General features: G+C 64.6%; 18 protein-coding genes. 8 read left to right on the plus strand and 10 right to left on the minus strand.

Going from position 1 to position 20939, the window contains the following annotated elements; translation table 11 throughout:
- The first annotated feature begins 7 nt into the window (after nt 1-7).
- Nucleotides 8-2377, plus strand: a complete 2370-nt coding sequence (locus tag KF719_RS10760) for a PBP1A family penicillin-binding protein (protein WP_293508715.1) — start codon at nt 8-10, stop codon at nt 2375-2377.
- On the opposite strand, the gene KF719_RS10765 is transcribed toward KF719_RS10760, so the two are convergent.
- Both KF719_RS10765 and KF719_RS10770 read right to left on the minus strand, forming a co-directional pair.
- Nucleotides 2374-3555, minus strand: coding sequence for a multidrug effflux MFS transporter (locus KF719_RS10765; protein WP_293508716.1), 1182 nt, complete (start codon nt 3553-3555; stop codon nt 2374-2376). The two genes, KF719_RS10760 and KF719_RS10765, sit on opposite strands and share 4 nt — an antisense overlap.
- Nucleotides 3552-4340: a SprT family zinc-dependent metalloprotease gene (locus KF719_RS10770; RefSeq protein WP_293508717.1), complete on the minus strand. Its 789-nt coding sequence runs from the start codon at nt 4338-4340 to the stop codon at nt 3552-3554. The genes KF719_RS10765 and KF719_RS10770 overlap by 4 nt, the downstream gene beginning before the upstream one ends.
- 96 nt (nt 4341-4436) lie before the next feature.
- On the opposite strand from KF719_RS10770, the gene KF719_RS10775 reads away from it, so the two are divergent.
- Nucleotides 4437-4868, plus strand: a complete 432-nt coding sequence (locus KF719_RS10775; protein WP_293508718.1) for a VOC family protein — start codon at nt 4437-4439, stop codon at nt 4866-4868.
- Here the strand turns inward: KF719_RS10775 and phaZ are convergent.
- The 3 genes from phaZ to KF719_RS10790 all read right to left on the minus strand — a co-directional run bounded on the left by phaZ (nt 4865) and on the right by KF719_RS10790 (nt 8961).
- Nucleotides 4865-6115 (minus strand): polyhydroxyalkanoate depolymerase, encoded by a 1251-nt coding sequence (phaZ, locus tag KF719_RS10780; RefSeq protein ID WP_293508719.1) that lies wholly within the window; start codon nt 6113-6115, stop codon nt 4865-4867. The two genes, KF719_RS10775 and phaZ, sit on opposite strands and share 4 nt — an antisense overlap.
- 284 nt (nt 6116-6399) lie before the next feature.
- On the minus strand, nt 6400-8091 hold the full coding sequence (gene leuA, locus KF719_RS10785; RefSeq protein WP_293508720.1) for a 2-isopropylmalate synthase: 1692 nt from the start codon (nt 8089-8091) through the stop codon (nt 6400-6402).
- A gap of 264 nt (nt 8092-8355) precedes the next feature.
- Complete coding sequence (locus tag KF719_RS10790) at nt 8356-8961, minus strand: SCO family protein (protein WP_293508721.1); 606 nt, start codon at nt 8959-8961, stop codon at nt 8356-8358.
- A gap of 173 nt (nt 8962-9134) precedes the next feature.
- On the opposite strand from KF719_RS10790, the gene KF719_RS10795 reads away from it, so the two are divergent.
- The 4 genes from KF719_RS10795 (at nt 9135) to KF719_RS10810 (ending at nt 12915) form a co-directional block, all read left to right on the plus strand.
- Entirely contained in the window at nt 9135-9710 is a 576-nt protein-coding gene (locus KF719_RS10795; protein WP_293508722.1) for an ankyrin repeat domain-containing protein, read from the plus strand.
- Nucleotides 9711-9818: 108 nt separating this feature from the next.
- The gene (locus tag KF719_RS10800; protein WP_293508723.1) at nt 9819-10799 is read left to right on the plus strand and encodes an MBL fold metallo-hydrolase; all 981 of its coding nucleotides are present in this window, start codon (nt 9819-9821) and stop codon (nt 10797-10799) included.
- Between the two features lie 74 nt (nt 10800-10873).
- Complete coding sequence (locus KF719_RS10805; protein ID WP_293508724.1) at nt 10874-12313, plus strand: ActS/PrrB/RegB family redox-sensitive histidine kinase; 1440 nt, start codon at nt 10874-10876, stop codon at nt 12311-12313.
- A gap of 29 nt (nt 12314-12342) precedes the next feature.
- Nucleotides 12343-12915, plus strand: coding sequence for an ActR/PrrA/RegA family redox response regulator transcription factor (locus KF719_RS10810; protein ID WP_293508725.1), 573 nt, complete (start codon nt 12343-12345; stop codon nt 12913-12915).
- A gap of 3 nt (nt 12916-12918) precedes the next feature.
- On the opposite strand, the gene KF719_RS10815 is transcribed toward KF719_RS10810, so the two are convergent.
- The 4 genes from KF719_RS10815 to KF719_RS10830 form a co-directional block, all read right to left on the minus strand.
- Nucleotides 12919-13215 (minus strand): HigA family addiction module antitoxin, encoded by a 297-nt coding sequence (locus KF719_RS10815; RefSeq protein WP_293508726.1) that lies wholly within the window; start codon nt 13213-13215, stop codon nt 12919-12921.
- 273 nt (nt 13216-13488) lie between these two features.
- Nucleotides 13489-13965 (minus strand): MmcB family DNA repair protein, encoded by a 477-nt coding sequence (locus tag KF719_RS10820; RefSeq protein WP_293508727.1) that lies wholly within the window; start codon nt 13963-13965, stop codon nt 13489-13491.
- Nucleotides 13962-14846, minus strand: a complete 885-nt coding sequence (locus KF719_RS10825) for a phosphotransferase (protein WP_293508728.1) — start codon at nt 14844-14846, stop codon at nt 13962-13964. The genes KF719_RS10820 and KF719_RS10825 overlap by 4 nt, the downstream gene beginning before the upstream one ends.
- 107 nt (nt 14847-14953) lie before the next feature.
- Nucleotides 14954-16075 carry a ferritin-like domain-containing protein gene (locus KF719_RS10830; protein ID WP_293508729.1) on the minus strand — a complete coding sequence of 374 codons (1122 nt, stop codon included), beginning with the start codon at nt 16073-16075 and terminating at the stop codon, nt 14954-14956.
- Nucleotides 16076-16344: 269 nt separating this feature from the next.
- On the opposite strand from KF719_RS10830, the gene KF719_RS10835 reads away from it, so the two are divergent.
- Both KF719_RS10835 and KF719_RS10840 read left to right on the plus strand, forming a co-directional pair.
- Nucleotides 16345-17658, plus strand: a complete 1314-nt coding sequence (locus KF719_RS10835; RefSeq protein WP_293508730.1) for an Hsp70 family protein — start codon at nt 16345-16347, stop codon at nt 17656-17658.
- Nucleotides 17659-17785: 127 nt separating this feature from the next.
- Complete coding sequence (locus KF719_RS10840) at nt 17786-19057, plus strand: cytochrome P450 (protein WP_293508731.1); 1272 nt, start codon at nt 17786-17788, stop codon at nt 19055-19057.
- A gap of 180 nt (nt 19058-19237) precedes the next feature.
- Here KF719_RS10840 and KF719_RS10845 read toward each other — a convergent pair whose 3' ends face one another.
- Nucleotides 19238-20371, minus strand: coding sequence for a ferritin-like domain-containing protein (locus tag KF719_RS10845; protein ID WP_293508732.1), 1134 nt, complete (start codon nt 20369-20371; stop codon nt 19238-19240).
- Nucleotides 20372-20939 lie beyond the last annotated feature (568 nt).

The raw sequence follows: 20939 nt of genomic DNA on the forward strand, positions 1-20939 counted from the left end.
AAATCCCGTGCGCCGCGCAGCTGCGCCGGCGTGGCAGGACGAGGTTCAAGGCTCCATGGCATCCCGCAAGCCGACAACAGGGTTCGCGCGGCGCGGCGCGGCGGATGACGGCGACTGGACGGTCGTTCGCGTCCCCGGCTTGCGTCCGGTGCGGCTCGGCGTCGGTGCCAACGCCTCCACCGCCGACGATTACGACGAGGATGACGACGAGGACATGGCGCGCTGGGAAGACGATGCCTTCGAAGATCGCGGCATGCGCCGTCTCGATCCGTCGTTCGAACCGCGCAAAAAGCCCGCGCCGAAACCGCGCAAGCCGGCACCCAAACCCACGCGCCCGGTAAAAAAATCGTCATCCGCCAAGACGCCGCCCAAAGCCGCGCGCCGCAAGCCTGCCGGCAAGTCGTCCACCGCACGCAAGCGCACGCCGTCGCGTCGCGGCAACGTGCTCGGCGCCGCATTCTATTACGGCTCGGTGCTGGCGCTCTGGGGTGTCATCGCGTTTGGCGGCCTGCTGTTCTGGTACGGCCTCAATCTGCCCGACACGTCGGGCCTTTATAACGTCCGTCAGGCGCCGTCGATTTCCATTCGCGCCATCGACGGTCAGGTGTTGAGCCATCGCGGCGACCTGAAAGGTGGCTACACGCTGCTCGCCGATCTGCCGGCGCATGTGCCGGCAGCAGTGCTGGCGACCGAGGACCGCCGCTTCTACTGGCATTTTGGCGTCGATCCCGTCGGTCTCGGCCGCGCGATGGTCGAGAACTATCGCGCTGGCGCCTATGTGCAGGGCGGATCGACGATCACCCAGCAATTGGCCAAGAACATCTTCCTGAGGCCCGACCGCACGCTCTCGCGCAAGATCGAGGAAATGGTGCTCGCCGTCTGGCTGGAGCTGCGCTTCTCGAAAGAAGAAATCCTGACGCTCTATCTGAACCGCGTCTATTTCGGTGGCGGCGCCTACGGCATCGAAGCGGCATCGGAGCGCTATTTCAGGAAGCCGGCCCGCGCCCTGACATTGCCCGAAGCGGCGATGCTGGCAGGATTGCTGAAAGCGCCGTCGCGCTATTCGCCGACCAACGACATCGATCTGGCCCGCGGCCGCGCTGCCATCGTGCTGAGCAACATGGTCGCCGCCGGCTACATCTCGCCCGACGAAGCGCATCTGGCAAATGTCAGCCCGGCCTCGCTCGAAGGCTATGCGGCGCGCGGTTCGATCAATTATTTTGTCGACTGGGTGGCCGAGGCCCTGCCGGATTATGCCGGACGCTCCGCCGCCGATGTCGATGTCGTCACCACCATCGATCCGGTTCTCCAGCGCGAAGCCGAGCTTGTCATCGCCGCCGTCCTCGCGAACGACGGCGAGGCGATGAATGCCGGTCAGGCGGCGCTTGTCGCGATGACGCCGGATGGCGCGGTGCGCGCCATGGTCGGCGGCCGTTCCTATGCGCTGAGCCAGTTCAACCGCGCGGTCCAGGCCAAGCGCCAGCCGGGTTCGGCCTTCAAGCCTTTCGTCTATCTGGCGGCCATCGAAAAGGGCATGAGCCCCGACACGATGCGTGTCGATCGTCCGGTGACCTATGGCGGCTGGTCGCCCTCGAACTATAGCGGCCGATTCGAAGGCGAGGTCACGCTGCGCACGGCGCTGGCGAAATCGATCAACACAGTCGCGGTGCAGGTCGCGCGCGAGGTTGGCGTCCGCAATGTCGTTTCCGCCGCCCGCCGCCTCGGCCTGCAGGAGGAACTGCCGTCGAACCTGTCGCTGGCGCTCGGTTCCGGCAGCGCCACCCTGATCGAACTGACCGCCGCCTACGCAACTTTCGCCAATGGCGGCTACGGCGTCATTCCGCACGGCATTTCGGAAGTCTATGCGCAATCGGGCGAGGAGCTCTATCGCCGCCACGGCTCCGGCCTCGGCCGTGTCATCGACGAACGCACCGCCGGCGCGATGAACAACATGCTGAAAGCCGTGATGATCTCTGGCACGGGCCGCAACGCGGCGCTCGGCGAGCGGCCGTCCGGCGGCAAGACCGGCACCAGCCAGGACTTCCGCGACGCGTGGTTCATCGGCTACACCGCCGATCTCGTCGTCGGCATCTGGGTCGGCAACGACAACGGCGCACCGATGAAGAACGTCACGGGCGGCACCTTGCCGGCGCGCATCTGGCACGACTTCATGATGCGCACGCAAGGCGAGGTACCGGTCGCCGAACTTCCCGACATGGTGGTCGCCGAAGTACCGCAAACATCCGTCTTCCCGGCATCGGCGATAGGCGATGGGGGTGAGCGCGAATATGAATGGGAAGAACCCGGCTTCTTCGACCGTCTCTTCGGCCGCGGCGAACCACGCCGGCCTCTCTTGGAGCCCGGCGGTCGCCGCTAGGCCTGAGGCCGCCTGAAAACCGTCACGGCGAATGCCAGCAGTCCGGTCGCCGCGATCGTGCCGACCATCGGCATGGCGCTCGCGCCGACGCCGTGGCCCACATAGATGCCGACACCCGCTGCTGCTCCGGCCTGCAGGAAGCCCAACAGCGCCGACGCGGTGCCGGCGATTTCCGGAAACGGCGTCAGCGCGCCCGCCATCGCCTGCGGCATGGTGAGCCCGACCGCAAATCCGTAAAGCATGACGGGTATGACAATCGCGAGCGGCGAGATGGTTGCGAGCGTGCCGGCGAGCATTGCGAACCCGGCCACGCAGGCCGAAGCGCCGCCGATTTTCAATGTGTCGTCGATGCCGAGCCGCCGGACCAGTCGCCCGCCGGTCAGCGAACCGGCGATATAGCCCGCTGCCATCAGCCCGAAGCAAAATCCGTAGACGACGGGCGACAACCCGTAGAGACCTTGCAGCACGAAGGACGAACCGGAGATGAAGGCAAAGAGGCCCGCGAAACAGGTGCTGGCGATGGCGAGATAACGCAGGTAGCGCCGGTCGGCGATGAGGCGCCGGTAGTGGCTGAAGATCGCGCGCGGCGCCGCACTTTGCCGTCGCGCTGGCGGCATCGTTTCGTCGAGGCTGGTCAGAACGATCAGCACCAGCACGGCGCCGAAAGCGCCCATGACGACAAAATTCATCTTCCAGCCATAAGCCGCTTCGATGACGCCGCCCAGCATCGGCGCCAGCGCCGGCACGATGCCCATGATCGCGGCCATGCGCGCCAGCATCTGTCCGGCCGCCGGCCCTTCATAGAGGTCGCGCACGACGGCGCGCGCCAGCACCACCGAGGCGCCGCCGCCGATTGCCTGAAAGAAACGCGCCGCGATCAGCTCTTCGATGGAACCCACGAAAAGCGAGGCGAAGCAGCCCGCGATATAGAGGATGAGACCCGCAAGCAGCACCGGCCGCCGCCCGTAGCGGTCGGACATCGGTCCGTAAAAAAGCTGCGAGCCGGCAAAGCCGACGAGATGTGCGCTCAAGGTGAGTTGCGTTGCGCCGGTATCGGCCGCGAAGGCGAGCGCAATGGCGGGCAGCGAGGGCAGGTACATATCGGTCGACAGCGGACCGACCGCCGTCAACGCACCGAGAAAGACGGTGAAGAGAGCGGTACCCGGCGAAAGCCTCATCGGTCCGCGAAAATGCCGAGCGGGTCGGCGCCGTAGCGGTGAAGGCCGGGGCCGTTCACCTCGAGCCAGCGCTTGGCCATCTCGTAATTCGGGATCGCGTCGGCAACGAGATTCCAGAAACGCGGTCCGTGATTCATGTGCCTAATATGCGCGACTTCATGGGCGGCCACATAGTCGAGCACATAGGAGGGCGCGAGGATCAGCCGCCACGAAAACGACAGCGCCCGCGTCGGCGAACAGGAACCCCAGCGGGTCGTCGTGTCGCGCACCGTGATGCGCGACGGGCGGACGTCGAAAAGATCGGCGTAAAAAAGCGCCTGCTCGTTGAGTTCGTCGCGCGCCTTGGCTCTCAGCCAGTCGGTGACGCGGCGCTGCACGAAATCGGGGTGGCCGGTGACGCGGATCTCTGGAATGCCGCCCGTATCGGCGCTGCGCACGCGCCAGACCGGCCCCCGCTCCAGCGCGTCCTCGCGCCGCGCGCCGACATAACGCACAATGTGTTCCTTGCCGCGATAGGGAATGCGCGCCCCGTTGCGGAAGGGAACCGGCGTCGGCACCTGATGCAGACGCTCGGCGATCCATTCGCGCTGCTCGCGGGCGAACAGAAGCGCCTTGCCGAGGCCGCGCTTCGAAGGCGTCGTGACCTGGACCGAACCGGCGGCGAGGTCGACGCGAACAATGACGCGCTTGGCGCGCGGGTTGTGGCGCACGGTCACCGGGACGGTGCGCCCCCCGATCTGGAGATGATCGAAATGGAGCGATGCGGGCTTCAGCGGTTTGTTCATAATGCGGTCGAACCCAATGCCCTCCGGGGCGGCCGGCGGGGCGATGACGGCGGTCTGGTCGTTCCTGTTCGAGGGTAGAAAAGATAGGCTCGAATCATGTCAAGGATGCCACGATTTCATTTCGCTTTCGCGGTCGATGATCTGGCCCGGGCCAGAGAATTTTACGGTGGCCTGCTCGGCTGCCCGGAAGGCCGCTCGTCCGGCACCTGGGTCGACTTCGACCTTCGCGGTCATCAGATCGTCGCTCATCTGGCGCCGCCGCGCGAGCGCGCCGATGTCGCATCCAACGCGGTCGACGGCGACGACGTGCCGGTGCCCCATTTCGGATTGATCCTCGATTGGAACGACTGGCACGAACTGGCCGCCCGCCTGCGCGCCGCGGGAACGCCGTTCGTCGTCGAGCCGCATATCCGTTTCAAGGGCGAGGCCGGCGAGCAGGCGACGATGTTTTTTCGCGACCCCGCCGGCAATGCGCTCGAGTTCAAGGCCTTTCAGGACGAGGCGCAGATCTTCGCCCGGACGCTCTAGCTTTTTGCTGGCCGCGAACCATGGGCGGCGATGAATTCGCGCACGCGGGGCGCGATTTCGTTTTTCCAGCGCGAGCCGTTGAAGACACCATAATGGCCGACGCCCGGCTGTTCCCAATGGGTCTTCATCGACGCCGGCAGGTTGGTGCAGAGCTTGTGCGCCGCCCTGGTTTGCCCGACGCCCGAAATATCGTCCTTCTCGCCCTCGACCGTCATCAGCGCGGTGCGGGTGATGGCCTCCGGCCGGACCGGCCGGCCGCGATGCACGAATTCGCCCTTGGGCAGCGAATGCTTGACGAAAACCTCGTCGACGGTCTGGAGGTAGAACTCCTCCGTCATGTCCATGACGGACAGGTACTCGTCGTAAAACTCGCGGTGCTTTTCCGCCGAGTCGCCGTCGCCCTCGACCATGTGGTCGAAATAGTTCCAGTGGGCATCGATGTGGCGGTCGAGATTCATCGCCATGAAACCCGACAATTGCACAAAGCCCGGATAGACGCGGCGCATGACGCCCGGATGCGGCCAGGGCACCGTCATCACGACATTGCGCTCGTACCATTCGGTGCCGCGCTCGGTTGCAAGACGATTGACTTCCGTCGGGCTCTCGCGCGTGTCGATCGGTCCGCCCATCAGCGTCATGCTGAGCGGCACGCAAGGATCGTCAATGTCGTGCATCGCCGCGACGGCGGCGAAGACCGGCACGGATGGCTGGCAGACGGCGAGCAGATGCACGTCCGGCCCGAGCAGGCGGCACATGTCGATCACATAGTCGATATAATCGTCGAGATCGAAGGAGCCTTCCGTCACAGGCACTTTTCGCGCGTCGATCCAGTCGGTGATGTAGACCTCGCAATAGGGCAGCATCGCCTCGACGGTACCGCGCAACAGCGTTGCGTAGTGGCCGGACAAGGGCGCGACGATCAGGAGCTTCGGCTGCGGCGCGACATTCTTCAGCGCCGAAGGCTCGCGCTCGAAATGGATCAGCTTGCAGAAAGGACGTTCCCAGACGGTTTTCTCGACGACCGGAACGGGCTTGCCGCCGATCTCCGTTTCGTGAAGGCCGAAGGCGGGCTTGCCGTAACGCCGCGTCGTCGTCTCGAAAACGTCGAGCGCGGCGGCAAGCGTTTTGCCGGCGACCGTTTCGGCGAAGGGATTGAGCGGATGCCGGAGCGCCCACAGGCCCATTTCGGCGGCGGCGCGGAACGGCGCGACGGCCGCATGGTTCATTTCGTAAATGTGATAAAGCACACGGTACCTCGTATCGAACGGCCTCCGGCGCCCCGCTTATGTTGCGGCGCAACATCAAATGTAGGCCCTGACGCGGAGCCTACCAAGGTCTTTTTTGCGGGGGATTAAGACCCATAATCCGGCGACTGCCATCGATATGTCACGGGACTGTCAAGCAACTGTCACTCGCCGAATTCGATGGTCGTGCGGCCGGATGTGACGAAGGCGCGGCGACGAGGCGGCGACAAGCGCAAAAAACTTGTCCCCGCCTTCATCCCCGCTCGATGCCGGAACAAGCCGCCGCGTCAGTCCTGGAGGCCGCAGAAGCGCCGCCGCTCCGCCTCCGGCAGGCGCTTTGCGGCCCGGTTCGCCCCGCCGATCAGCGCCCGGAAGGAGGCGGTGATGATGTTGGGGTCGATGCCGACGCCGAAAATGTCGCCGGCGCCGGCCGGGTCCGCGACCTCGATGAAGGCAACCGCCTTGGCGTCCGAGCCCGAACCGATCGAGTGCTCCTCAAAATGGCGGAACTGGACGCCGAGTTTCAGCGCGTCGACGACGGCGTCGATCGGGCCGTTGCCGAAGCCGACAAGCTCCTCGTCCTTGCCGAAACGGCGTACACGGAGCTTTACGCCCTGCTTGCCGCCCTCGTCGAAAAGCGAATGGCTGCGATACTCGATGGGCTCGACCAGCGTCAGATATTCGTTCTCGAAAATCCGCCAGATGTCCGCCGCGCGCACTTCCTTGCCGCTGTCGTCGGTGACGCGCTGCACGGCGGCGCTGAATTCGACCTGAAGCCGGCGCGGCAGCTTCAGATCGTATTCGGCTTCGAGAAGATAGGAGACGCCGCCCTTGCCCGACTGGCTGTTGACGCGAATGATGGATTCGTAGGAGCGCCCCAGATCTTTCGGATCGACCGGCAGATAGGGCACCTCCCATATATCGCCTTCCTTGCGCGCCCCGAACCCTTTCTTGATCGCGTCCTGATGCGAACCCGAAAAGGCGGTGAACACCAGATCGCCCACATAGGGGTGACGCGGATGGATCGGCAACTGCGTGCAATATTCGGATGTGCGTGCGATCTCGTTGATCTGCGAAAAATCCAGACCCGGATGAATGCCCTGGCTGTAGAGATTGAGCGCCAGCGTGACGAGATCGACATTGCCCGTGCGTTCGCCATTGCCGAAGAGACAGCCCTCGACGCGATCGGCGCCGGCCATCACGCCGAGTTCGGCGGCAGCGACCGCCGTGCCGCGGTCGTTATGCGGATGCAGGCTCAACACGATGCCGTCACGCCGTTCGAGATTGCGGTGCATCCATTCGATCTGGTCGGCATAGACGTTCGGCGTCGCCATTTCGACGGTCGCCGGCAGGTTGATGACGACCTTGTTGTCGGGCCCCGCATCCCAGACTTTCGTCACCGCGTCGACGACTTCCTTGGCGAAGTCGAGTTCGGTGCCGGAAAAAACCTCCGGGCTGTACTGGAAGGTCCAGTTGGTCGAAGGCTGCGCCGCCGCAAGTTCCTTGATCTGGTGCGCGCTTTCGGTGGCGATGGCTTTCACGCCCTGCTTGCCCTGGCCGAACACCACTTCGCGGAAATTCGGCGCCGTGGCGTTATAGACATGGACAATGGCGTTTTTTGCGCCGCGCAAGCTCTCCATCGTGCGCGCGATCAGCTCCGGCCGCGCCTGTGTCAGCACCTCGATACGCACATCGTCCGGCACATGACCGTCCTCGATCAGCTTGCGGATGAAACCGAAATCGGTATCCGACGCGGAAGGGAAGCCCGCTTCGATTTCCTTGAAGCCGATCTTGACCAGCAATTCGAACATGCGGAGCTTGCGCTCGGCATTCATCGGTTCGAATAGCGCCTGATTGCCGTCCCGGAGATCGGTGCTCATCCAGATCGGCGGCTTTTCGATCGTTTTCGACGGCCATTGCCGGTCGGGCAGGTCGACCGGCCGGAAGGCGCGGTATTTGACGGCGGGGTTCTTCAACATCGGTTTTCTCGCATCTTCAACGCGGGAGCGCACAGGCCAATGTCGGCGTGTCGCTTTCGCGGCGCAAAGGGAAATTCAGGTATCTGTGGGTGAGGTGGATCTGTTTTCTGCGCTCAAGCGCAGAGAAGCGCGCCCCGAAGAGCGAGTTCAAGGCCAAGCTTGCGGCCGAATTCGATATGCGCGTCGCGATCCATGCGCGGAACATAGGCGGATGTCCGAAAACCGTCAAGACACGGATGAAAGGGACAGTGTCGCTGACCGGCCTCACAAAAACGCCGCGATGTCGTCGGCCATTTTGTCCGGGCTCGTGCCGGGCGCGAAGAGTTTCAGATACTCGCCTTCTGGGCCCATCAGGAAGACGATGGAGGAGTGGTCCATCGTGTAGTCGGCGCTCGAGCTTGCGTCCTCGGCCTTGCGGTAGAAGACATGCCAGGCTTTCGCCGCCGCGGCGATCTGTTCGGGTGTTCCGGTGAGGCCGGTCAGGCGCGGATGGAAGAGCGCGACGTAGCGCGCCATGACGTCGGGCGTGTCGCGCTCGGGATCGATGGTGATGAAGACCGGCGCAATGTTCTCGCCGCGCGGACCCAGCGCCTCGATGGCGCTCGCCATCACCTGCAGCTCGGTCGGGCAGACATCGGGGCAGAAGGTGAATCCGAAATAGATCAGCATGTAGCGGCCGCGAAAATCGGCCTCGGTGACGGTTTCGCCCCGTTCGTTAACCAGCGTGAAGGGCCCGCCGACACGCGCCGCGCCATTGTCCTGCGCCTGACGGGTCTCGACCTTCGAGATGACGAGGTCGGAAAGCCAGATGCCGGCGGCAATGGCGACCGCGACGCCGGCCACAAGTGCGATGATGCCGTTGCGTGTCATGGTCGTTCTCCCGTTCCGGCGATCTGAAAAGCGGACGCCGCCCGCCACATGGGTTATACTGATTTTTCCGGACGGGCCCTTGGGGCGCCGCCATTTCCGGGCATCTGTTTAACGCCAAAAAGGCCTGCCGCAAACCGGCGGCGGGCTTTGCGAAAGGGCTTCGGGGCGACAAAATGACACGTATTGCCGCGCTTCCGGGCGTTTTGCTGGTTTTGTTCCTCCTGACGGGGCCGGCGCTTGCCGTGCCGCCGGGCGGTCCGAGCAACTACATCGTCGACAACGAAACGGTCCATGCGGCGCGCAGCGGCGACATCGAGAAGCTGCGCATCGACCTGATGAAGGGCATCACCCCCAACGAGGCGGGCCGCGACCGCATCCCGATGCTGATCCTCGCGGTCGGCAACGGTCATCTGGCGGTGGTCGAGTTGCTGCTCGAAAAAGGCGCCGACCCCAACCGGCGCGCGCCCGACGGCACGACGCCGCTGTCGATGGCCGCTCTCGTCGGACGCGCCGACATTGCCGAGGCCTTGCTGCAGGGCGGCGCCAATCCGAACCTGCTCGGCCGCGACCGCGATGCGCCGCTGCTGATCGCGACGCGGGCGCGCAATGCGGCCTTCGTCGAGGCACTGCTGCGCCACAACGCCGATATCGAGGAGACGGACGTCACCGGCCGCACGGCGCTCGATCTGGCGGAGGAAAACCACTACCGCGAAATCATCTCCATCCTGCGCGCCGCGGGCGCCTATTGACCCGCCACACACCGCATCTTGCTGAGGACGGCGCGGCGCCCTATCTCCTTGTGTGACATGACAGATCGCAGACCTCCCCCCGGCGCCGGCGCGAAGCCCTGGCACCACATGCCCGACGGCACCTTCCGCAATCCGAAGGGAAGCCCGAGCCGCGGCCAGGCGCGTCTGAAAACGGCGGCGCCGTTTTTCCTCGAAATGCTGAAAATGGGGCGGCGCAAGGTCGAGATCCCCGAAAATCATGTCGTGCCGCGCGATCTTGCGACCCGCGCGCTTGAAACGCATGTCGAGGATGGCGGCGATTTCATCACCTGGCTCGGCCATGCCTCGTTTCTGATCCGCATCGGCGGGCTGACGGTTCTGACCGACCCCTATCTCACGAGCTATGCGGGTCCTGCGGGCCTCGGCCCGCGCCGCTATGTCAAATGCGGCGTACCGATGTCGGCCTTGCCGCCGGTCGATCTGCTGGTCGTCAGCCACAATCACTACGACCATCTCGACGAACGCGCGCTGGCGCGGCTTGCCGGCAAGGACCGGATGACCGTGGCCGTGCCGCTCCGGCTTGGCGGCTTTTTCCGCGAGCGCGGCTTTGCCAATGTCGTCGAACTCGACTGGCATGAGAGCCACAAAATCGGCGGCGTGACGGCGACCGCGCTGCCGGTGGTGCATTGGTCGCGGCGTTCGGGCTTCGACACCAACCGCACGCTCTGGGCGGGCTTTGCGCTGAAAAGCGAGACGCATCATCTCTTCTTCGGCGGCGATTCGGGCTATGGGCCCGTCTTCAGTGAGATCGGCGAGGAGTACGGACCCTTCGACACCGCGCTGCTCGGCATCGGCGCCTATGAACCGCGCGTGATGATGAAGGCCTCCCATGCAACGCCCGAGGAAGCCGTGCAGATGGGCCGCGACCTGAAGGCCAAACGTGTCGTCGGCATGCATTGGGGAACCGTGCTGCTGACCGTCGAGCCGCCCTTCGAACCGCCGGAGCGCTTCCGCGCCGCCGCCGCGGATGCCGGCTACCCGGCCGCCGATGCCTGGATCATGGCGATCGGCGAAAGCCGCCCGCTGACCGGTTGGCCGTCGAACGCCTGAGAGGGGCAGCGACTTATCCCCGCCTGCCGAAAGACGCGCTAGAATAGCCGCCGGACAAACGAAAGCGGCATCTCATGGCAATGATCGTCGACAAGGGCAGCATGCACTGGCTGCGCCGGAATTTTCTCGCCGGCCGGATCGCGCCGGCGGGCGATGCGAGCGGGCGGGTTCGCCTGCAGACACTGGTCATCCTGCGCTGGCTGGCCATCGCCGGCCAGCTTGCCGCCGTGCTGATCGCCCATCTCTGGATGGGTTTTCCGCTGCCGCTAGGCCTCTGCCTCGCGGTGATCGCGGCCTCGGCCTGGCTCAATGTCTTCCTGACGCTGCGCTACCGTTCGACGACGCGCCTGCCCGAATGGCAGGCGGCGGTCTATTTCGCCATCGACCTGATGCAGCTTGCGGTGCTGCTGTTTCTGACCGGCGGCCTGCAAAATCCCTTCGCGCTGCTCTTCATGGCGCCGGTCACGATTTCGGCGACGACGCTCTCCTTGCGTTCGACCGGGCTGCTGCTGGCGCAGGCTTTCATCTATGTGACGCTGCTGGCGTGGTTTCACATGCCGCTGCCCTGGTATCCGGGCGAGGTGCTGGTGCTGCCGCCGCTCTTCGTCACCGGTCACTGGATCGCGCTGCTGCTCGGCCTCGGCTTCGTTGCCGCCTATGCCTGGCGCATCTCGCAGGAATCGCGCCGCATGTCGGCGGCCTTGTCGGCGACGCAAGCCGTGCTGGCGCGCGCGCAACGCCTTTCGGCGCTCGACGGACTGGCCGCCGCCGCCGCGCATGAACTCGGCACACCGCTCGGCACGATTTCGCTGGTCTCGAAGGAGCTGATGCGCGGCGGCATGAGCGAAGCGGAAATGAAGGAAGACCTCGCGCTGCTCAACAGCCAGGCCGAACGCTGCAAGGAAATTCTCTCGCGCCTGTCGCGCCGTCCCGAAGACGGCGACGCCGTCTATTCGCGCCTGCCGCTGAAGGCGCTGCTCGACGAGGTGACGCGCCCGCATCGCGACATGGATGTCGTGTTCCTGATGGAGGTGGTGGCGGAGGAAGAAGGCGCGGCCGAACCGGAAATCTGGCGGCGCCCGGAAATTCTCTACGGCCTTGGCAACTTCATCGAAAACGCCGCCGATTTTGCGCGGACCGAAGTTGCGATCTCGGCGCATCACAACCGCAACCGCATCGTCGTCGCCATTGTTGATGACGGGCCGGGTTTCGCACCCGACGTGCTGGAGAAACTCGGCGAGCCCTATGTGACGACGCGGCCGCGCCGCAGCGCCGGCAAGCGCGGCGCACCCGCCATCGACGATGCGCATGAAGGCATGGGCCTCGGCTTCTTCATCGGCAAGACGCTGCTGGAACGCACCGGCGCAATCGTCGCGATCGCCAATCGCAGCGACGGGAAACCCGGCGCCGAAGTGACCATCAGCTGGCCGCGCCGCGCCATCGAGGCCGAAACGGCCTTTCCCGGCAGCGCCCCCGAAGCTGACAGGGTGGCGCAGGCGGGCGCTTCGTCCTAGACTTGCGAGAACCGCTGGAGAAGAGATAAGTGCAGAAAACAGCCGCCGCGCCGGAAGGCGACCATCCCCATATCCCCGAAGACCGCACACTGTTGCTTGTCGATGACGACGTCCCCTTCCTGACGCGGCTCGCCCGCGCGATGGAGGGGCGCGGCTTCGAGGTTTCGACTGCGAGCACCGTGAAGGAAGGCAAGGAGCTGGCGCGCACGAAGAAGCCGGGCTTTGCCGTGGTCGACATGCGGCTTGAGGACGGCAACGGCCTCGACGTGGTGGCCGCACTTGAGGAAGCGCGGCCGGAAGCCCGCATCATCGTGCTGACCGGCTATGGCAACATCGCAACCGCCGTGACGGCGGTGAAGCTCGGCGCCGCCGACTATCTGGCCAAGCCCGCCGATGCCGACGCCATCGAGGCGGCGCTTCTCGCCACTGGCGCCGACAAGGCCGGACCGCCCGAAAACCCGATGTCGGCCGACCGTGTGCGCTGGGAACACATCCAGCGCGTCTACGAGCTTTGCGACCGCAACGTCTCGGAAACGGCGCGCCGTCTCAACATGCACCGCCGCACCCTGCAACGCATCCTCGCCAAACGCGCACCGAAGTGAGGCTCAGGCCGGTTCAATCATCTTGATCGCGGCGAGCTCTCTTCTGTCGGCATGATCGCGCGCGGTTTCGAGATCGTAGCGCGCCTGCAGATTGAGCCAGAATTCCGCCGAGGAGCCGAAAGCGCGTTCGAGCCGAAGCGCCGTGTCGGGCGAGACATCCCGCTTGCCGCCGACAATGGCGCTGACGCGGTTCGCCGGTACACCGAGCCTCTTTGCCAGCGCGTTGGCGCTGAGGCCGAGCGGCGCCATGAAGTCCTCCGCCAGAACTTCGCCGGGATGAATGAGTCTACGACCTTCCATGTTGGCATTCTCTCAACGTGATCTTTTCAGCATAGCGTGAATCGAACTCGGTTTCACAGTTCGTCCTACCCTCCCCCTGTGGGAGGGTCAAAATTCGCATCGCGAATTTTGGGGAGGGGTTCTCCGCTTTCGGCGGATGGCGCGTGATGGGTTATGCGCCGAGATTCCACGCTCACCCCTCCCCGAAAAATTTCTCGCGTTCCGCTCGAATTTTTCGACCCTCCCACAGGGGGAGGGTGGGATTTGACAGAAAGCGGATCGAGGTTGCTCCACTCACTCCGGATCGAGGAACCGGATGACGCGCCGGGCCGAGACGCGGGCGGCGTGCAGCGTCAGTTTCTTGCGGCGTGCGGGCGCGAGCGGCGTCACCGGGCCTTCGCGCAAAATCTCGGCGCCATAGCGGTCGGCGACGACGAGACCGACTTCCGCCGGAATGATTTCGCGCGGAAATTCCGGCGGCACCGCGAAATAGAAGCGGTCGCAGAAATCGAGATACTCCTCCCATTTCGAATCCGTCTTGTAGTCGACGAGGCTCGACTTGATTTCGAGGACGGCGATCTCGCCTTTCGGGCCGAGCGCGATGATGTCGACGCGCCGGCCGGTGGCGAGCGTCAGCTCGGTGATCGCGGCATAGCCCATCTGCGCGAGCAGCCGGCAGCAGCCGCGCTGCACATTGGCCGCCGTTTGCGACTGCCGCCCGTCGAACAGGCGGAACTCATCTTCCTCGATGCCGGGCAGGTCGTCGCTCATGGAAGCCCCGCCGCTTCGAGACAATGTTCGAGCTGGCCGCGCCGCCGGATCGCCTCGCGCGGATGCCCCGACGCGCCTTCGATGGCGATGGTGCAGAGCGCGTTGGCGGCGGCGGCAAGCGCGATGCGGCGCCGGTCGGGCGCGTGGCTAGCGCGCGCCGCATAGCCGCGCATCACGGCGTCGCTGAGCGGCCCATAGCTATCGAGGTGACGGAAGTCGGCTTCGGCGAGGCTCCAGCCGCTCTCGGCGAAGTCGACAAGGCCGAGCGGTGCGTTGCGCCCCGCATCGAGCAGGTTCGACAGATTGACGTCACCATGCGTGAAGACGAGCGGGCCTTTGGCGCATTCTTCCGCCCAGGCGGCGAGCACGGCATCGGCGGCATGGTGATCGGCGGGCTGGCTGAAGCGGTCGCGCGCCAGCGTCAGCCCGCGCGCAATGCTGTCGCCGAGCTTGCTCGCCGCGGCGCGCGGCGTCGCCTCGGCATGGAAATCGGCAATCGCGGCGCCGAGCCGTTCGCCGAAACCGTCGCGCGTTGCGGCATCGGCATAGACGATGCGGTCCTCGCGCGGCACCGCGCCGTCGAGCCGCGCGATGCGCAGCCAGCCGGCATGGACCCCGCCGTCGAACGCGCCTTCCGCAATGAGCGCCGGCACCGCGACGCGCGCGGTTGCAAGGCCGTCAAGCACTGTGAGCGCCAGCGCCTCGCGGCGGTGGATCGCGACGCCTGAGCCGAGGCCCGGCGTCTGCCGCCTGACCAGCTTCAGCACCGTGCCGTCGCCGAGATCGTGGACCGACGACCAGAGCCCCTCGCCGATCAGCGGCCAGGGCGGCGCCGGAAGATCGGGCATCGCATCGCGCAGCTTGTCGTGAATATCGTTCATCGGGAGAGTGTAGCAGAGCGGCACGCGGGAACGAAAAAAGGGCGGCTCTTTCGGAGCCGCCCTCAAGTTTATCCCTTCGGTGAGGACCCTTCGGGAATTTCCAATGCCTAGTCGGCCGCGACGCTCGCCATCGGATTCTTCTTGGCGAAGTTGACCGTCTTCAGGAAGTCGATGCCCTGTTCGGCGATGTCGTCGCCGACCATGCGGTCGTCCTCGTTCTTCAGCTCGTCCATGTCGACATAGACCGCGTAGAACGCCTTGGTGCGCTCGGTGATGATGCCTGCCTTCAGCAGCGTCTTGATCAGCACACGGAAAATATTGGCGGCATCCTTCATGCCCTCGCGCCGCTCGTCGTCGGTGACGGCTTCGAGCATCTGCGCCTGCACCTCGCGCCAGTCGAGGCCGAAATCGGCATAGATCAGCTTCTTCTGTTCCGGATTGACGAGGTTGAACAAGAGCGTCTGGAAAACGCTCGCCGCCCAGTCCTCGATGATGTCGCGCTCGTCCTGGGCGAGTTTCGGGATCGTGCGGTCGGCCCAGATCTTGCCGAACTTGTGGTGGAAAGCCTCATCCGTCATCGCGAGCTGGCAGAGCTTGACCAGCAGCGGATCGCGCGCGGTGTTGAAGAAGGTCGCGAAGGTGCCCATCGCCAGACCCTCGACCAGCAACTGCATGCCGACGATCTTCTTGTAGACCTCCTTGGCATTGACCATTTCGGAGAGCAGGCCGGCCAGCGTCTCGCCGCAGGGAAGGGGCTTGCCGAAACGGGCTTGCACATATTTCGCAAACGCCGTGACGTGACGCGCTTCCTCGCGCGCCTGATTGGCCGCATACTCCTGTGCGCCCGGATCGAGAAGGATGTGGCAGAGCGACGCCGACAGGTTGAGCGCGCCCTGCTCGCCATGCAGGATCGCCGACATCATCCAGCGCGCCGTCTCGTTGACGAAGCGGATCTTCTCCTTTTCCGGCAGCGCCTCGAAGCAGGCGAGCCGCAGCTCCGGCACGAGCTGCGGGTCGATCAGCATTTCGTTTTCGATGTCGAAGGGCTCGCTGTAGTCGATGTAGCGCTTGTCCATCGGATCCCAGAAATGGTCATGCGTCGCCGAGATGATCTTGTCGAAGGCCGAGGAGCGCCGGTTGTAGCGTTCGGTGTTCATCATCGCCTCGAAGTCGTCGGGCGAGACGGCGTCATAGGCATTGTCCTTGGTGATCTGACGAACGGCGGTCATGGGCTCTCTCCACTGGGCCGGCGGGATCTCCACGCCGGAAAATTGTCACAATGTGAGTGTGGGTATTGATGCGCCGCACAACAATCCAAAAGTGACGCCTGCGTCATTTTGCGCATGAGGCGGCGGCGCGGCGCCGGACTCGACAAGCCCGCGCCGGGCCTGTATTCCTCGCGGCCCTTTCGCCCCCGGAAACCCCGAACGCAACCCCGATTTTCCTCAGATGTATTGCCGTGGCCCCTTGCCGGGGTCAGACGGATACGAGGTGGCCCATGTTCATCGGACTCGACTTCGGGACGACCAACAGCGCGTTGGCGGTCGCTCCCGAACACGGCGCGGCGCGGCTTGTGCCCGTCCGCCACGGGGAGGAGACGCTCCCCACCTTCCGCTCGATCCTCTATTTCGACGACGAGGAACGCGATCCGAACGGCCGCCCGCATGCCTTTGCCGGCCCGGCCGCGATGGACGCCTACCTGATGACCGGCGCAGACGGCCGGCTGATCCAGTCGATCAAGTCCTGGCTCGCCAATCCGACCTTCACCGCGACCAGCATTTTCGGCAGCCGCTTCACGCTCGAAAATCTCGTCGGCTTCGTTGTCGCGCGGCTGGTCGATGCGACGGAGGAAGCCGGCGCGCTGGCGCAGGCGATGCTGACCGGCCCGGTGGTGGTCGGACGCCCGGCGCGCTTCGTGCGCAACAGTCTCGGTACGCCAGACACCGGCCACGACGATCTCGCCGTGTCGCGCCTGCGCGGAGCGCTGGCGGGCGTGCGCATTCCGCAGGTGCATTTCGAATTCGAGCCGGTCGCGGCGGCCTATGCATACGAGGCATCTCTTGTGCGCGACGAGCTTGTGCTGATCGGCGATTTCGGCGGCGGCACCAGCGATTTCTGCCTGCTGCATGTGGGGCCGGGCCTGCGCGGGCTGAAGGATCGCGGCGAAACCATTGTCGGCGTTTCGGGCGTCGGCATTGCGGGCGACGCCTTCGATGCGCGCATCGTCGAGCACGCGGTCGCGCCGCGCCTCGGCAAGGGCACCTCCTATGCGAGCGGCGGCAAGACGCTGCCGGTGCCGTCCTGGCTCTACGACACGATGAAACGCTGGCATCAGTTGAGCATGATCAACACCGGCAAGACGCGGCGCATGCTGGAGGAAATTTCACAGACCGCCGAAGCGCCGGCCGAGGTCGCGGGGCTCTTGAGCCTGATCGCCGGTGAGCGCGGCTTTGCGCTCTACCGCGCCGTCGAGGCGGCGAAGGTCGCGTTGTCGGACGCGGACGCGGTGCGTCTCGGCTTCGAGACCGGGCCGGTGACGATCGACGCCGAAATCGCGCGCGCCGATTTCGACCGCTGGATCGCCCCGGAACTGGCCGAGATCGAGGCCTGTGTCGTCCGGCTGCTCGAGGAAACGGGCATCGCGCCGGCGCAGGTGGACCGGGTCTTCCTGACCGGGGGTTCCGCCTTCATCCCGGCGGTCCGGCGGCTTTTTTCCGACCGTTTCGGGCCTGAAAAGCTTGCCGGCGGTGGCGAACTGACCTCGGTGGCGACCGGTCTGGCGCTGGCCGCCCGCCAGCGTTTCGGCGCCTGAAACCGGCCTTTTCCCTCCGGCAAAACCGGCTACGCAAAATGACGCCTGCGTCATTTTGCGTATGACAGGTCCGCGTATCCGGCGTATTCTTGCTGTAACGGAACATGAAGCGCCCGGGAGGACACCGATGAGCGACGCAGCGAGAAAATACGAAATCGACGAAGCGCGCGAGCACGCCTATTCGATACCGCTCGAAGAGATCAATGTCGGCCAGGGGCATTTCTTCAAGACCGACACGATGTGGCCCTACTTCGAACGGCTCCGCAAGGAAGCGCCGGTGCATTACTGCGCGACGAACGAGGAGTTCGGGCCTTACTGGTCGGTGACGAAATACAACGACATCATGGCGGTCGACACCAACCATCAGGTGTTTTCGTCCGAGGGCGGAATAACGCTGCGCGACCAGGACGAGGACTTCAAGCTGCCGATGTTCATTGCGATGGATCCCCCCAAGCACGACGACCAGCGCAAGGTGGTGAGCCCGATCGTCGCGCCGGCCAATCTCGCCAAGCTCGAAAGCACGATCCGCGAACGCGCCGGCAAACTGCTCGACGAGATGGATACCGAGCAACCCGTCGACTGGGTCGATCGCATCTCGATCGAACTGACGACGCAGATGCTCGCCACGCTGTTCGACTTTCCCTTCGAGGATCGCCGCAAGCTGACGCGCTGGTCGGACGTTGCGACCGCGTCGGAAGAATCCGGCATCATCGAATCCGAGGAAGCGCGCCGCGCAGAGCTTTTCGAATGCGCCGACTATTTCATCGGTCTCTGGAACGAACGCGTCAATGCGCGCGAGCCGGGCAACGACCTGATCTCGATGCTGGCGCACGGCGAATCGACGCGCAACATGGACAAGATGGAATATCTCGGCAACCTGATCCTGCTGATCGTCGGCGGCAACGACACGACGCGCAACTCGATCACGGGCGGCCTCTATGCGCTCAACAAGTTTCCGGAGCAGTACCGGAAGCTGCAGGCGAACCCGTCGCTGATCCCGAACATGGTGGCCGAGATCATCCGCTGGCAGACGCCGCTGGCGCATATGCGCCGCACCGCGCTTCAGGACATCGAGCTTGGCGGCAAGCAGATCAAAAAGGGCGACAAGGTTGCGATGTGGTACGTCTCGGGCAACCGCGACGAGGATGTGATTTCCAATCCGAACCAGCTCGTCATCGACCGCGAACGCGCCCGCCAGCATCTCTCTTTCGGCTTCGGCATTCACCGCTGCGTCGGCAACCGCCTGGCCGAGATGCAGCTGCGCATCGTCTGGGAAGAAATCCTGAAGCGCTGGCCCGACGAGCCGATCCGCGTTCTCGCGGAGCCGACCCGCGTGCTTTCGCCCTTCGTGAAGGGCTATGAACAGATGATGGTCGAGCTGCCGAAGCGCAAGCACTGAGGCAACAGCCGCAACGAAAGAGCCGGGCCGGAGAAATCTGCGCCCGGCTTTTTTGCGCGCTGGCCATTGCATCCAACAATAAAAAGGGCGGCTCCGGTGTGGAGCCGCCCAGTCTGTGCGGGGGATCGCTTCTTCAGGTCCGGATTGAGGGGAACCGGACCTGCTCACGCAACGGCGGACTTACTCGGCCGCCGAAATCGTCACTTCCTTCAGCGCGTCGACATTGGCGCCGAAGTTGATCTTCTGGAGGTAACGGATGCCGTCCTCGGCAATGTCGTCGCCGACCATGCGGTCGCCTTCGCCCTTCAGCTCGTCCATGTCGACATAGGTCGCATAGAAGGCCTTGGTGCGGTCGGTGATGATGCCGGCCTTCAGGAGCGTCTTGATGAGCACGCGGAAGATGTTGGTGCCTTCCTTCATCTGCTCGCGGCGGTCTTCGTCGCCGAAGGCTTCGAGCATCTCAAGCTGGACCTGCTGCCAGTCGAGGCCGAAATCGCCATAGATGATCTGCTTCTGCTCGGGGTTCACGAGGTTGAACAGCAGCGTCTGGAAGCACTCGGCCGCCCAGTCCTCGATGATGTTCTGCTCTTCTTCCGACAGGTTCGGGATCGTGCGGTCGGCCCAGATCTTGCCGAACTTGTGGTGGAAGGCTTCGTCGGTCATCACGAGCTGCGTCAGCTTGACGAGCAGCGGATCGTTGGAGCGCGCATAAAGCGTCGCGAAGGCGCCCATCGCGAGGCCTTCGACCAGCATCTGCATGCCGACGATCTTCTTGTAGACCTCCGGCGCGCGGACGATGTCGGTCAGGAGCGTCGCCAGCGTCTGGCCGCAAGGAAGCGGCTTGCCCCAGCGCGCCTGGACGTATTTCGCGAAGGCCGTCACGTGGCGGGCTTCTTCGCGCGTCTGGTTGGCGGCATATTCCTGCGCGCCCGGATCGCGGAGAATGTGGCAGAGCGAGGCCGACAGGTTCAGCGCGCCCTGTTCGCCGTGCAGGATCGCCGACAAGGACCAGCGCGCCGTTTCGTTGGCGAAGCGGACCTTGTCTTTTTCCGACAGGTTCTGGAAGCAGGGCAGGCGGAATTCCGGAATCATCTCTTCCGGCATGATCATGATGTTCTCGTAGTCGAAGGGCTCCGAGAAATCGATGTACTTCTTGTCGAGCGGATCCCAGAAATGATCGTGGGTCGCCGAAATGATCTTGTCGAAGGCGGTGGAGCGCTGGCCATAGCGCTCGACTTCCATCATCGCCGGAAAATCGTCGGGCGCGACGGCGTCATAGGCATTGTCTTTGGTGATCTGCCGAATCTCGGTCATCGGGTCCTCCGGAATGACGGCCGGAAAGAGATGTTTCCGGCAACATGCAAATTGCGACGGGTTATTGCGGCGCTCGCGCGTCCGCAGGGTCCGTCTTGTCTGATTGCCGCCCAGATTAGGGTGCCCGCCCCCGCGGTCAAGGAAAAAATGACGCCCGTGTCAACTTTAGTGACACGGGATTAACCGTGCCCGCCTAAATTTCGCGGATAACGACTCCGTAACGATACAAAACGTCCGAAATTGTGCTATTTGCTTAGGTCACGAAAGATGACCGTTCCGGACGGGCGCGCGGGGGACAGATCGCGCACCGCCACAAGAGAAAGGCATCCTGGGAGGGGGCATACCCCGAACGACGATGCGCTTGCGCCCTGCCCGAGAGGGTTGAGCCCGCGAGCACTGACTATTCGGGAGGGGCGGCTCCAGTGAAGCCGCCAGTGCTGCGCCCGGCGCGACATGCGCGGGCGGCGGCAAACCTCCGGGACGAAAAAAGGCCGGTCGACGCCGCCGCATCAATGGGCGCGCGCGTGGCCGGCACAAGTGCTTGTCCGGCGATCCGGCAGGCGGGGAT

The sequence above is a fragment of the Parvibaculum sp. genome, from assembly GCF_019635935.1.
Taxonomy (GTDB): Bacteria; Pseudomonadota; Alphaproteobacteria; order Parvibaculales; family Parvibaculaceae; genus Parvibaculum.

Excerpts from the sequence above, each read along its gene's own strand:
- KF719_RS10835 (WP_293508730.1), top strand. The coding sequence starts at position 16,345 with ATGTTCATCGGACTCGACTTCGGGACGACCAACAGCGCGTTGGCGGTC.
- KF719_RS10815 (WP_293508726.1), bottom strand. The coding sequence starts at position 13,215 with ATGGAAGGTCGTAGACTCATTCATCCCGGCGAAGTTCTGGCGGAGGAC.
- KF719_RS10825 (WP_293508728.1), bottom strand. The coding sequence starts at position 14,846 with ATGAACGATATTCACGACAAGCTGCGCGATGCGATGCCCGATCTTCCG.
- KF719_RS10845 (WP_293508732.1), bottom strand. The coding sequence starts at position 20,371 with ATGACCGAGATTCGGCAGATCACCAAAGACAATGCCTATGACGCCGTC.
- KF719_RS10820 (WP_293508727.1), bottom strand. The coding sequence starts at position 13,965 with ATGAGCGACGACCTGCCCGGCATCGAGGAAGATGAGTTCCGCCTGTTC.
- KF719_RS10840 (WP_293508731.1), top strand. The coding sequence starts at position 17,786 with ATGAGCGACGCAGCGAGAAAATACGAAATCGACGAAGCGCGCGAGCAC.
- KF719_RS10765 (WP_293508716.1), bottom strand. The coding sequence starts at position 3,555 with ATGAGGCTTTCGCCGGGTACCGCTCTCTTCACCGTCTTTCTCGGTGCG.
- KF719_RS10775 (WP_293508718.1), top strand. The coding sequence starts at position 4,437 with ATGTCAAGGATGCCACGATTTCATTTCGCTTTCGCGGTCGATGATCTG.
- KF719_RS10830 (WP_293508729.1), bottom strand. The coding sequence starts at position 16,075 with ATGACCGCCGTTCGTCAGATCACCAAGGACAATGCCTATGACGCCGTC.
- KF719_RS10790 (WP_293508721.1), bottom strand. The coding sequence starts at position 8,961 with ATGACACGCAACGGCATCATCGCACTTGTGGCCGGCGTCGCGGTCGCC.
- KF719_RS10770 (WP_293508717.1), bottom strand. The coding sequence starts at position 4,340 with ATGAACAAACCGCTGAAGCCCGCATCGCTCCATTTCGATCATCTCCAG.
- KF719_RS10795 (WP_293508722.1), top strand. The coding sequence starts at position 9,135 with ATGACACGTATTGCCGCGCTTCCGGGCGTTTTGCTGGTTTTGTTCCTC.
- KF719_RS10805 (WP_293508724.1), top strand. The coding sequence starts at position 10,874 with ATGGCAATGATCGTCGACAAGGGCAGCATGCACTGGCTGCGCCGGAAT.
- KF719_RS10800 (WP_293508723.1), top strand. The coding sequence starts at position 9,819 with ATGCCCGACGGCACCTTCCGCAATCCGAAGGGAAGCCCGAGCCGCGGC.
- leuA (WP_293508720.1), bottom strand. The coding sequence starts at position 8,091 with ATGTTGAAGAACCCCGCCGTCAAATACCGCGCCTTCCGGCCGGTCGAC.